Source organism: Bacillus sp. FSL K6-1560, from assembly GCF_038592935.1.
GTDB classification, from domain to species: Bacteria; Bacillota; Bacilli; order Bacillales; family Bacillaceae; genus Bacillus; species Bacillus subtilis.
Genome location: NZ_CP151946.1, coordinates 2358716 through 2372002 on the forward strand (window position 1 = coordinate 2358716; position 13287 = coordinate 2372002).

Below are 13287 nucleotides of genomic sequence, written 5' to 3' on the forward strand. Positions count from 1 at the left end.
ATCTGCTTGTTACGAATACTCTTTTTCCAGGACACCTTTGATCGCACTGACATAAGCATAAAATTCACTGTTCTTTGTGTATTTTCTATTTTTATAATAAAAATCATCAAAAAATGCTTCTCTCTGCTCACGGCTGATTTCCAGCTGGATACTTAGCCCCGTTTCCCCTTGGTTATTAATGTTTTCGGCATTCAATCCAGCAAGACCGCTTTTAGACGACGCTAACTCAGCGGAAAACCCTCTCCGCTCAAGGGCTCTCACAATCATTTTCGCCCGTTTTCGGTCTGTTCCCCCTACAAGCGTATTCTTGTTCTCTCCTTTATATCCGTGAAAAGCCACCACATATTGATGCTCCTTGATTTTCTTTTTTGCCAATGGCTCATCAAAGTTGGTGCTTGTAATGTGCAGCGTTTGGTTATCGTGGGACTTCAACCCTTCAAACAGGTATGTAGAGTATTCATTATTGAAATAACGAACAAGCTCACTTACTCCGCCTTCAATTCTTCCGCCATGCGGAGACATAATTAAGACTTTGCTTCCTTTTTTCTCATTATATGAAATATCGTAATCGGCTGGGCTCTCATTCTCTGCCAAGCTGCTGAAATTTGAATATGTATCTGGCTGATTTGATGGTTCTGGTTCCAATGAGTAATGAACATATCTCAAGAACAAGACAATGGCTAAGACTAATATGACATTTAGTAAAAATCTTCTCATGTTTAACTCCTTTCATAAGAATGGCGCGGTTCATTATATGAGGTTTAGCCAATAGGTTTTATCTTACCATTGTATACACAATATCATCAGTGAAAAAGTTCCCGGTTTCAAAAAATCAATTGATTGTCACGGTTATTAGCGGTTCATTTCAAATAAGAGTGAAAAAAGGTTGAGAGGAAAGACAAAAAAGGTAGGAACAACCTCACTTGGCAAATAAATGTATATAGGTTTAAGGAGGGTTTTAGTAACAGGCTGCCCGGTTGCTGAGACGGACAGCTGTTACCGGCCTGCAGAATAGAGATTTTGCTTATTTGTTCTCACAAAATCACAGGAGAGGATAGAGTCCAATAAAAATGTTCTGATCTGTTGTTTCGAAAAACAAAATGCTTTGATTTTCGTTTTGCTTTTCTGTCTCACAATAATCGTTCTTTTACTAATCGTTCCGTCTTTCTTCATATATATAATGCTGATTGGCATTTGGCTTTCCAAAGATCGGTGCAAGTAGAAATTCATACGGTTGCTCTCCCCTTCCCAGTTTGATATGATCACATTATAATACGAACAAACGTTCTTTTTCAATCCCCAATGATTTCCTCAACTTCTGAATCTATCGTATCTAATGCGAAAGATTCAGAAAAACAAACTCTTGTCTGTCTCTTATAGAGGACAAACAAACTTACCAAACCTATCATCTGTTCATAGAGTATACAGAGAACCTTATAATAGGAGGAAAATACATGTTTGGGTACTCTATGGTACAAATGGTGAGAGCAAATGCTCACAAGCTAGATTGGCCGTTACGGGAAACCGTATTGCAGCTTTACAAGCCCTTCAAATGGACTCCTTGCTTCTTGCATAAATTTTTCGAAACCAAATTGCAAAACAGAAAAAAAATGTCAGTCATTATCGAATTTGAGGAAGGCTGTCACGAGACCGGCTTTCAAATGGCTGGAGAGGTGCTGCAAAAAGAAAAACGCAGCAAGCTAAAAAGCCGCTTCAACAAAATCAATTGCTGCAGCGCGGAGGTTACTCCTTCAGCATTACATTCCCTTCTCTCTGAATGCAGCAATATCCGTAAAGTGTATTTAAACCGCGAAGTCAAAGCGCTTTTAGACACGGCAACCGAAGCAAGCCATGCGAAGGAAGTCGTCAGAAACGGGCAAACCCTGACAGGAAAAGGTGTTACTGTCGCTGTTGTCGATACAGGAATCTACCCGCATCCTGATCTAGAAGGCAGAATTATCGGATTCGCGGACATGGTCAATCAAAAAACAGAGCCGTACGATGATAATGGTCATGGCACACACTGTGCAGGTGATGTCGCAAGCAGCGGTGCATCCTCTTCCGGTCAATACCGCGGACCTGCACCGGAAGCCAATCTCATCGGCGTAAAGGTATTAAACAAGCAGGGTTCAGGAACGTTAGCAGATATTATAGAGGGTGTTGAGTGGTGTATTCAATATAATGAGGACAACCCCGATGAACCGATTGATATTATTAGCATGTCGCTCGGGGGCGATGCCCTTAGATATGATCATGAACAGGAAGATCCGTTAGTCAGAGCGGTTGAGGAAGCGTGGAGCGCAGGGATTGTCGTCTGTGTCGCTGCCGGAAACTCAGGCCCTGATTCGCAGACCATTGCAAGCCCGGGCGTGAGCGAAAAGGTGATTACAGTAGGTGCGCTTGACGATAACAATACTGCAAGCAGCGATGATGATACTGTCGCTTCCTTCTCAAGCCGCGGCCCGACAGTATACGGGAAAGAAAAGCCCGATATTTTAGCGCCGGGTGTTAATATTATTTCCCTTCGCTCTCCGAATTCTTATATTGATAAGCTCCAAAAGTCAAGCCGTGTAGGGTCTCAGTACTTTACAATGTCAGGAACCTCGATGGCAACACCGATTTGCGCAGGAATCGCAGCTTTAATTCTTCAGCAAAACCCGGATCTTACCCCCGATGAAGTAAAAGAGCTTTTGAAAAACGGCACGGACAAATGGAAAGATGAAGATCCGAATATCTACGGAGCGGGCGCTGTCAACGCAGAAAATTCCGTTCCCGGCCAATAAACATCATCAAAAGCCGGCAATTCTCTTTCAGCAGAACTGCCGGTTTTTTGTTTGAATATTCATAATCATAAGGTAAAATAATGGAAAATAGATGAAGGAAGTGAAGAAAGTGCCATATTATATCTGCAACACATGCGGTGTGCAACATGCACAGACTGTAGATCCGCCCAACTCGTGTCTGATTTGCGAGGATGAAAGACAGTATATTCATCCCGATGGACAAACTTGGACAACCCTTGAAGACATGCGTGAGAAAGGAAACCTTCAAAACATCCTCCAAAAGGAAGAAGAGCATCTTTACAGCATCAAAACTGAACCAGAGTTTGCGATTGGACAAACAGCCCATCTTATCCAGCATAATGGCTTCAATGTGCTGTGGGATTGCATGACATATCTTGACCAAAAGACAATTGACCAAATCAACGAATTAGGCGGTATTCAAGCCATCGCCTTGTCTCATCCGCATTATTACTCTACTCAGGTTGAGTGGGCTGAAGCGTTTCAGGCGCCGATCTATATCCATGAGGATGATAAAGAATGGGTGACAAGGCCAAGCAATCACATTCACTTCTGGTCAGGGGAAACGCTCAACGTAAAGCCGGGACTGGACCTTTACCGACTGGGCGGACATTTTAAAGGCGGTGCTGTTTTGCATTGGAGCAAGGGCAATGAAGGGAAAGGGTGTCTATTGACCGGAGATATCATTACGGTTGCGGCGGACCGAAACTGGGTCAGCTTTATGTACAGCTACCCAAATCTCATTCCCCTTCCCGCCTCCAAAGTTGAAGAATTAGCAGCCAAAGTAAAACCGCTTCAATTCAACCGGCTTTACAATGCTTTTTCTAAAGTTGTCAAAGAAAATGCCAGTGAAGCGGTCCAGCGTTCTGCCGTACGCTATATCAAGGCTCTCAACAGCGAATTGTTTCATACATAAAGAGTGAGGCGGCTCTTTTCCGTGTAAAAGATGCAGCAATTGGGAATAGTATCGTGTAAATCAAAAGGAGGAATATTGATGGCACACACGAATACACAGCTTTCTCAATGGCTGGAATCAAAAGTCGGCCAGACGCTTGATATTAGAAAAGGTGAATTGACCCATGATGAAGAGATATCAGACTTGGATCAGATTGTTCTCCACCTTCAAAAAGTGGCTATACGCAGTACGAATCATCCTGATGATTATGTTGCGAAAGAAGAGCTTGTTTTAGAAGGCGAAGGAACAACATTCACTGAGGACGGAAATGTACCGCTTCCGCAAAATGCCTATGAGATTCCTTTATTAGGTGACATTCATATTCACCAAGAAAACGAAGGATTGAAGGTCGTAACAGATCGTGCAGTATATACAATTGATATCCAGCACAGCTGACAGTCACTTTCATCAAAATAATACAGCGTAGCGCCTTTGAGCTTTCGTTCAAAGGCGCTGCTTTATATCGAGCCGTTTTTCACTTTTTTCGTTCTTCACCCTATTGAATGACTCCTAAAATAGATATATAGTTTTAGAGACAGGATTACATTTCAAATCATTCTGTTTTTTGTAAACTAATTCAGCAATTTGATTCATCTATTTACCCTATTAGGCGAGGAGAATGCAAATGGAAAAATTGATGTTTCATCCGCATGGTAAAGAGTTTCATCACAATCCTTTTTCAGTTTTAGGGCGATTTAGAGAGGAAGAGCCCATTCACCGATTTGAATTAAAACGGTTCGGAGCCACATATCCGGCCTGGTTAATTACCCGATACGATGATTGTATGGCCTTTTTAAAAGACAATCGAATTACAAGAGACGTAAAAAATGTGATGAACCAAGAACAAATCAAAATGCTCAACGTTAGTGAAGATATCGATTTTGTATCCGATCATATGCTGGCAAAAGACACACCTGACCATACCCGCCTGAGATCACTTGTTCATCAAGCATTTACTCCCCGAACCATTGAAAATCTGCGCGGCAGCATTGAACAAATTGCTGAACAGCTTTTAGATGAAATGGAAAAAGAAAATAAAGCGGATATTATGAAATCCTTCGCTTCCCCTTTGCCTTTTATTGTTATATCTGAATTGATGGGAATCCCAAAAGAAGATCGGTCACAGTTTCAAATCTGGACCAATGCGATGGTTGATACCTCTGAAGGTAATAGAGAGCTGACAAATCAGGCTCTTCGTGAATTTAAAGATTATATCGCCAAGCTGATCCATGACAGAAGGATAAAGCCAAAAGACGATTTAATCAGCAAACTTGTGCATGCTGAGGAAAACGGCTGCAAGTTAAGCGAAAAAGAGCTCTATTCGATGCTGTTCTTGCTCGTTGTAGCCGGCCTTGAAACAACTGTTAACTTACTCGGCTCAGGCACCCTCGCATTGCTGCAGCACATGAAGGAATGTGAGAAGCTCAAGCAGCAGCCTGAAATGATCGCTACAGCGGTTGAAGAATTGCTGCGATACACCTCACCTGTCGTTATGATGGCAAATCGGTGGGCCATTGAAGACTTTACATATAAGGGGCATTCGATCAAAAGAGGAGACATGATTTTTATAGGCATTGGATCGGCCAATCGCGACCCGAATTTTTTTGAGAACCCCGAAATATTAAATATAAATCGGTCGCCTAACAGACATATTTCTTTCGGTTTTGGCATTCATTTCTGCTTAGGAGCGCCTCTTGCCAGGCTGGAAGGCCACATTGCATTTAACGCCCTTCTGAAGAGATTTCCTGATATTGAACTTGCGGTTGCACCTGATGACATTCAATGGAGAAAAAATGTCTTTTTAAGAGGATTAGAAAGTCTCCCTGTTTCACTTTCAAAATAACATTCAAAACGCCCCCTTTTAAAAGAGGGGGCGTTTGTGTTTTCTCAGCGCTTCACCAATTCATCTGTTTCTTTTTCTTCCCTCGCTTCATGTTTCTTTCGGAAAGCCTTAAGGAAATTCGCATTCACTACTCCCCTGTTTGAATAAAGCTTTTCACAAAATTCTAACATGGCTGTTGACGCTTTCGGTTCGGTTAATATCATGAAGTGGTTGCTAGAATCGACATCCACCAGGTGGAAATGGGGAATTTGCCGCTCCCATTCCTCCCAATAGGCAGCTTGATCAAACGGTTCTTTTTCATTTGATAAAGTGAAATAAGTGTCTAAATCACCAAAGAAGGACCTGCTTTTGTTGCGGAAATAATAACATTTTACCGTCTCAGGATCAGGGAGAGGCTTAACAGTGTACGACTCCAAATCATAGGCGCGCTGTGTTTTCATCATTTGCTGAGCCTGCGCACGTATTTGCTTATTTGGTTTGTTTAGCCCTCGTTCTTTTGCCAAGTCAATCAACTCAGACAGGAATTCTTCATCCTCTAAGCTTATGTCCACCTCTTCACGGCTGATGAGAACATCCGTAAGCTTTTCCCGTTTCGCAATCGATGCCAGCATCGTATTAATTGTTTGCAGCATTGACGTTTTCATAGATGCCTCATTCTCTTTTGTCTCAGAACGATATGGGGAGTCAATCATCATCATGCTTTTGACAGCAAGGCCTTGGCTTTGCAGCTGGCGAGTGACTTCATATGCAATCATCCCGCCTAAGGAATATCCGCCTACATCATAAGGACCTTCAGGCTGTATGGATCGAATGATCTCTATATAATAGGAAGCCATTTGTTCAATTCCGTGCAAAGGAGCAGAATCAGTCATGAATCCTCTGGCTTGAATGCCGTAAAAAGGGCGCTGGCTCTTTTGTGCAAATTGCTGATAGATTTCAACTCCTCCTACTCCGCCATGGAACCAAAAGACAGGGCGCCCCCGCTTGCCGTCATTTAACGGTATCAATTCCGGAAACGTGCGAGCTTGATCATTTTGTAAGGATGTATCCTCCTGTTTCTTTGCGATCAAGTCCATCATGTCCTGAACAGTATGGCATGCTTGAAGCTCCGTCAAGGCAATGAGAGGGTCCACCTTTGATTGCAATTGCTGTAATAACTGTATGCAAGAAATTGAATCAAATCCATACTCCTGCAATGGCTTATGAGGCTGCAGTTCATCCGGAGCCATCCCTAGTACATTTGCTAATATGTGATGATCGCTGCTGTTGTTGATACGCTCATCCTGTGAAACAGAAGGCGTATTCTCTACTGCTTGAAAGCCGTTCCAGCAGCTTCTCTTTTCAAATGGATAGGTTGGCAACGGTATTCTGCGGGCACCTTTTCCTTGATAAAGCTTTTCCCATGGGATTTGCACCCCTTTTGTCCAGCAAAACGCGATCTTTTCAAGGTTGTTTTCAGACAACAAAGTCTCGATCACCATTTCTCTTAATGGACCATCCAGCAAGGCTTCGATATCTGACGAGCCATTTTCTGCATTTCCGCTAAAGACAGGTACAGAACTCTTCGGCTTATCGCCTTTTTCTGCTAAGCAGGCTTGCAAGCCGATTACCAGTTCTTCTTTACTGCGGACGACGAGCGCCAGGCGATCTTCCATTTCCTCTCGGCCGGTTTGGAGTGTATAAGTATAATCTTGTAATGACAGTGCTTGTTGTTTATTCACATAGTCAAGCTGCTGTTGAACAATTGCTTTTAGCCTGTCTTGATTCTTTGCAGAAAGAACCACAATGTGGGCACCATTCTCACTCATACTAACAGGTGGTTTTGGTAAAGGAATATATTCTTCTAAAATGACGTGCGCATTTACGCCTCCAAAGCTATAGCTGTTGATACTCGCTCTGCGCGGAACTTTTTTGCCTGCAGCGTCACTTAAATCCCCCCATTGCTGATTCTTGGCAGTCACTCGGAAACGGGTGCCCTTTAATGACACCTGGTCATTCAAAGACGAAAATCCGGATATGCCTGGTATTGTTTGATGCTTCATCGCCATGCTGACCTTCATAAGAGCAGCCATGCCGGAGACGAGTTCACCGTGTCCGATGCTCGGCTTTAAGCTGCTGATATAACATGGCGCTTCCTCCCGTACTTCCTGTGGAAGTTCCAATTCGAGCTGACTGCAGCCAGACTTTAACGCCTCTATTTCTATCGCGTCTGCCAATGGAGAGGCGATCCCATGTGCTTCTATATAGGTCACCGTTTTGGGATCAATTTGCGCTCCTTGATAAGCCTTCAGCATTGCATCCTTCATGCCGGCCGGATTTGGCGCGTGAAGTGACATTCCCCTGCCGCCATGCGATACACCTGAACCTTTAATAACCGAATAAATATGGTCAGAATCTTCAATGGCTTTTTGCAATGGTTTAATGATGAGAACTCCTGCTCCTTCACTTCTGACAAAGCCATTTGCATCTGCTTGAAAGGATTTGGCCTGTCCTTTCTCACTCAAATAGCCCATTGAGTCAAAGCCAATAAAGCCTTTTGGTGAAAGCAGCAAATTCACAGCCCCGACAATGGCTTGCTCACATTCGCCATTTCGAATGGATTGTATAGCTCTGTGCAAAGCCACTAGAGCTGAGGAACAGGCAGCTTCATAATATTCACTTGGCCCTTTTACATCAAGTGCATAGGATATACGGTTTGGAATTAGGGAAGGAACCACAGCTGTATCCGTATTGCCGGCTGCGACAAATACCCCTGTCGAGCGGCTGGATACAACCTGCCCTGTTAAGCCTGCATCTTCCATCGCCTTCCATGCATGTATCAAGAGCAGAAACTCCTGTGGGTCCATATTCGCCGCTTCTTTAGGCGATATGCCAAAAAACAGGGGATCAAACTCACCTATTCCTTCTATAAAACCGCCCCATTGAAGGCTTGATTGCCCTTCCTTATCGGCTGCGGCATATTTGCGCCAGTCCCAGCGTTCTTTCGGCACTTCAGAGACACAGTTCTTTCCCTGGATAAGGTTATCCCAAAATTCCGTTACGCTGTTTGCTTTCGGAAACTGTCCCGACATGCCGATAATGGCTATGCCGTCTGCCGCGTGTTCGATTGTTTTATCCGTGTTCGTCTCGTATGCCGGAATCTGTTTCATTTGGTTTTCAATTTGAGCTGGGCGTTCTTCCTGCTGATGAGCTTCACCAAACAGCTGAGCAAATGATGCTTCATGTTTGTCCGCAAAAAAGTCGATTAGCTTTTGAATAGTCGGATATTCAAAAAACAGAGTCGGATTTAATTCGATCTTTGTCTCTGCTTCCATCTCCCTTGTCAGTGCAACCAATTGAGAAGAATCGATTCCAAAATCCATGATATGCGCTTTTGCAATTGACAATTTTGACGGATCGGCCATGTTTACTGCCAGTTTATCTGTTACATAGCTTCTGATACGAGCTTTCAGATTGCTGGCTTTGATGGCCTTATTTTGATTTCCTCTTTGATTCGAAATACGAAGCTGTTTAAGCGAGTAGCCCGAGTAGTGCAGCACTGTTTCTGACGACTCATTGACCACATCTACATCAAACAGCAGCATGTCACCTGTATTCTTAACCAATGTAATCAAAAGCCAGCAATCCCCTTTTATCGTTTGCTTTGTAAACTGGATATCATTGATTCCAAACGGCAGGAAGCCGCCTGTCATGTCAAACTGCTCTAAGAAACTGAGGATAGCCAAGTACGCGCTGTTTGTCATCAATGGGCTTACAATGTAATGGTGCCCGTTTGCCAGCCCGCTTTGGGGCAGGCGAATTTTTGCCAGTATAGACTTGTGATCTCTGTAGAGATGAGTAATTGTCTTAAATAACTCTCCCCATTCAGGACCGTTTCCGGTTTTATACATCTGATCGATGTGATGAAGCTTAGTTAATGAATGCTTAACGTTCTCGATATTGACTTTTTTTGGCTCAAAAGAACCGATTCCGCATTGTCCGATTGCGGCAGCCTTCCACAAACCAGAGGACGGCTCGCGATACATGATTTGCAGTTCTATGACTTGATCTTTTTGCAGCGGCTTTGCCTGAAGTTCAATGGTCTCGCCTTGTTTGATGACAATTGGACTGGTATAACTTAATTTGCTGATACGGCCGCTGTTTTCCTCAGGGAACAGGTTAAAAAATGCTTCAATGGCCAGACTGCCATATGTGGCACCGACAAGCACCCGTTCATTGTTGAAGACGTGTCCTTGAACGTAAGGCTCATCATAAGTGAATTGATCTTGAATGACCGGCTGATTGATATTGTCTTCAACATCTGACGATTTCTCATTGATAGACGATACATCGAAATGAAATGATGTATTATGGTCAAATGCATAGTGAGGCAGATGAACCCAGCCTGTTCGGTTCCCTATATCAGCTTCTTTAAAAGCAATCGATGCCCCTTGTGCCCATTGCTCTGCTGCGTTTATTTCTCTATCCCTAGATGCTGATTCCGCACATGGCTGTAAATCGAATGATGTATAGATGCCTTGCTGGAGTGAGCTTTCTCTTGATGTTCGGAACACCTTTAGTTTTTCGAACAGCTCTTGAGTCGATGTCACTGTAAATGCAGCCCTATGCTCTAAATTATGGTTTCTCCTGTGTAAAGCCTGTACAACGGGTTCAATATCCAGAGAAGCTTCCTTCTCTAAAAACAATTGCATATTTTCTAGATAGCTAAGCAGGCTCCATTTTGTTTTGGCTGAAAAAACGGCAGTGAATTCCTGCTGGCGGGGAGCGATATGTTCTTTCTCAGGGGCCGTCTCCATATATTCTTCTATAATAAGATTGGCATAGGCTCCCCCCGCTCCGAAGGAATTGATCATGCTTCTGCGTGGCAATTGTTTTCCAGTTTCAGGATCATTCAAGCGATGCCATGGCTCTGTTTCTTCCTGAAGATAGAAAGCCGTGTGTTCCAGCTTAATATTTGGATTGACAGGCATCGCATTAATTGTCGGCACCAGCGTCCCTTTCTTCATCTGCAGCAGCACTTTTGTCAGCTGAGAAATACCGGAAGCCGCCTCTAAATGCCCCAGATTGGATTTGACAGAGCCTATCGCACAAAACTGTTTCTTGTTTGTATATTGTTGAAACGCGTTTGTTAAGGCAATTACTTCAATAGGATCGCCCAGCGCCGAACCATTTGCCGCCGATTCAATATAGCCGATAGTCTCTGGATCAATGCCCGACTGCTGAATCGACTTGACAATTAACTTTGCTTGCTGTTTCGGATCCGGAGCTGTATACATCTGTCTTCCGCCGCTATGGTTGGCAAAACTGCTTTTGATCACAGCGTAAATATGATCCTGATCTTCCATTGCCTTCGAAAGCGGTTTTAACAGGACAGCTCCGATGCCTTCCCCGGGAATAAGCCCGTTTCCTGTGCCAAAACTTTTGCTTTGATTGCCGCTTCCCAGCAGATTGGCACGCTCCAAAGAATCATATTTAGAGAGATCGAGTGTTAAATTGACACCCCCAGCAATCGCCATTGAGCAGTTTTTCAATTTCAGGCTTTCACACGCAAGATGTATGGCGTTTAATGAACTAGAGCATGCTGAGCTGACAGCGATACTCGGTCCGGTCAGGTTAAAAAAGTGGGAAACGCGATTTGCAATGTGCCAGTCTCCCCCATTTGAGCTGAGGACTGCCTGCTCTAAAGATGGGATATTCCAAAAATACTGGTTATACATATTCCCTATAAAAACACCTACTCCGTCATCATCCCGCAATTTATCCAGCCGGGTTAGCGTATAGCCGCCGTCCTCAAACGTTTCCCAGACGGTTTCTAAACATAAACGGAGTTCCGGTGTCATTTCCATCACCCGGTTTTGCTCCACCTCAAAAAGCTGATGGTCAAATGCCTCTATATCTTGTAAAAATCCGCCATAGCGTTTCTTATTTGCCGGCTTTTTTGGATCTTTTGATAATGTTTTCAATAAAGATGTGCGCCATCTGGATTCCGGTGCCTCTGTAATACAATTGTCTCCGGCGATTAAATGCCCCCAAAGCTCTTCTAAACTGTTAGACATCGGATAGCGCCCGCTTACCCCGATTATTGCGATATCTTCTGTACTAGAATCATTAAAATGTGTTCCTTGCAAATTACTTGTCTTTTCTTTTTTTGGCTGTTCAGTATTTGCTAGCTGAGTTTCCGTGACTTCCTGCTCTGTAACAAAGCGGCGTGTATGAAAAGTAAATGGCTTATTAGGATCTGTACGCTCTGTTTGAAGTGGAGCTTCATTTTTTGCAGGCTTCGTTTTTTCCTTTAACAATGCTGTCCGGAGCTTATTTTCATGCCCCTTTACTAAATATTCGACGAGTTCTTTTGTGTTGTTATGTTCAAATAAAATGGTTTTTGGAAGCTCTCCCGTCACTTTTTCTAATTCACGAATGAAATTCACCTGCAAAATCGAATCAATTCCATACTTCTCAAATGTCGTATCTTCGTGAATACGTTCTGGTGATAGTTTGATTGATTTTGCCAGCGTATGCTTCACAAATTGTGCCGTTTGTTCGATGAGAGAATCGCTTTCCTGTGAATGATCGATTTCAGCATTCATTTGTAGATGGCTTGGATCTTCTTCTGCCCCCGTTCTCTTCTTTTGACGGACGACTCCGTTACTTTCAGCGGCAATGATCTGCTGGCCGAGCTGATGCGATTGTTCAGCCATAAAGGAAACATAGCGAAATCCTTCACTCTCAAGCACCGTTTTCCAAGTATCCGGATACAGGCCCGGGCAGCCCGGAATGCGGAGATCAGGATCCTCATACAGCCACCAGCCCTCTAAAAGGCCGAACGTCAAATGCGAATATATATTATGATCACTTATTTCATTTAAAAGGAGCAGCCCGTTTTTTTTCAAAACTGCTTTTGCATTTCGCAATGTCTGCCGGATATTTTTTGTGGCATGAAGCACATTTGCCGCGATGACCGCGTCGTAGCCTCCCGCATCAATATGCTGTTCAGACGCCGGCTCCTCGACATTAAATCGTTTATATGTCAAATATGGATTGTCAGGACCATACTTATTTTCTGCATGCATTAAAAAAGCTTTAGACAGATCTGTATAACAATATTCTTTTATATGTGTCTGCCATGCTTTCAATTTTTGAAAAACAGCCGCGCTTGTCCCGCCGGTCCCGGCTCCGATTTCTAATATTCGAATCTTCGCCTCAGGCTCTTGCTTCAGACGTTCTTGCAGATAGGCTGTTAACGTATCTGCAAGAACATCATTAAAATAGTCTGCGATTTGATTGTTTTTATAGACCCCTTCTACTAAATCCATAGATGAATTCGGAAACAGGATATCGGTGGCTGACGCCTTGCCGGTCAGAATCTCCGGCAAGGCTTTAAGTGCTGTCTCCACCAATGTCACCATGGCTTTCATATTATTGTCTTGAAGCAGGTCAAATTTTTGTTCATTCCATTCTTTCCACAGCTCGCTCATGGTGCCTATTGAGCGTGTTGGAACATATCCGTTCTCCGTTCGCTTGAGAAATTGATGCCGTTCTAAAATCGATTGGCTTTCTTCAAACCATCTGCCATAGAAATTCTCCAATACCGGCTGGGATTTACTTTCTGTGAAAAACCCTATGGACTGTAATTGTGCGAAAAGCATTTTACAGAGAATGTCTTCTGTGTTCAGCATTGGCGCTTCCCC

General features: G+C 43.5%; 7 protein-coding genes. 4 read left to right on the plus strand and 3 right to left on the minus strand.

The genetic code is table 11. The features are described 5' to 3' along the window. Nucleotides 1-9: 9 nt before the first annotated feature. Entirely contained in the window at nt 10-717 is a 708-nt protein-coding gene (locus NYE22_RS13020) for a poly-gamma-glutamate hydrolase family protein (protein WP_003245758.1), read from the minus strand. A gap of 279 nt (nt 718-996) precedes the next feature. Beyond that, nucleotides 997-1230, minus strand: a complete 234-nt coding sequence (locus tag NYE22_RS13025) for a hypothetical protein (protein ID WP_014476869.1) — start codon at nt 1228-1230, stop codon at nt 997-999. A gap of 224 nt (nt 1231-1454) precedes the next feature. Between NYE22_RS13025 and aprX the strand changes: the two genes are divergently transcribed. From aprX to NYE22_RS13045, 4 genes are all read left to right on the plus strand, one after another. Next, complete coding sequence (gene aprX, locus NYE22_RS13030) at nt 1455-2783, plus strand: serine protease AprX (RefSeq protein WP_064671408.1); 1329 nt, start codon at nt 1455-1457, stop codon at nt 2781-2783. A 109-nt stretch (nt 2784-2892) separates the two neighbouring features. Then, the gene (locus tag NYE22_RS13035; RefSeq protein ID WP_080474477.1) at nt 2893-3717 is read left to right on the plus strand and encodes an MBL fold metallo-hydrolase; all 825 of its coding nucleotides are present in this window, start codon (nt 2893-2895) and stop codon (nt 3715-3717) included. A 78-nt stretch (nt 3718-3795) separates the two neighbouring features. Continuing rightward, complete coding sequence (locus NYE22_RS13040) at nt 3796-4152, plus strand: hypothetical protein (RefSeq protein WP_003231786.1); 357 nt, start codon at nt 3796-3798, stop codon at nt 4150-4152. A 229-nt stretch (nt 4153-4381) separates the two neighbouring features. Continuing rightward, nucleotides 4382-5599 (plus strand): cytochrome P450, encoded by a 1218-nt coding sequence (locus tag NYE22_RS13045; RefSeq protein WP_021479252.1) that lies wholly within the window; start codon nt 4382-4384, stop codon nt 5597-5599. Nucleotides 5600-5643: 44 nt separating this feature from the next. On the opposite strand, the gene NYE22_RS13050 is transcribed toward NYE22_RS13045, so the two are convergent. After that, on the minus strand, nt 5644-13275 hold the full coding sequence (locus NYE22_RS13050) for a beta-ketoacyl synthase N-terminal-like domain-containing protein (protein ID WP_342411899.1): 7632 nt from the start codon (nt 13273-13275) through the stop codon (nt 5644-5646). Nucleotides 13276-13287: the final 12 nt, after the last annotated feature.

Excerpts from the sequence above, each read along its gene's own strand:
- NYE22_RS13020 (WP_003245758.1), bottom strand. The coding sequence starts at position 717 with ATGAGAAGATTTTTACTAAATGTCATATTAGTCTTAGCCATTGTCTTG.
- NYE22_RS13025 (WP_014476869.1), bottom strand. The coding sequence starts at position 1,230 with ATGAATTTCTACTTGCACCGATCTTTGGAAAGCCAAATGCCAATCAGC.
- aprX (WP_064671408.1), top strand. The coding sequence starts at position 1,455 with ATGTTTGGGTACTCTATGGTACAAATGGTGAGAGCAAATGCTCACAAG.
- NYE22_RS13040 (WP_003231786.1), top strand. The coding sequence starts at position 3,796 with ATGGCACACACGAATACACAGCTTTCTCAATGGCTGGAATCAAAAGTC.
- NYE22_RS13045 (WP_021479252.1), top strand. The coding sequence starts at position 4,382 with ATGGAAAAATTGATGTTTCATCCGCATGGTAAAGAGTTTCATCACAAT.
- NYE22_RS13050 (WP_342411899.1), bottom strand. The coding sequence starts at position 13,275 with ATGCTGAACACAGAAGACATTCTCTGTAAAATGCTTTTCGCACAATTA.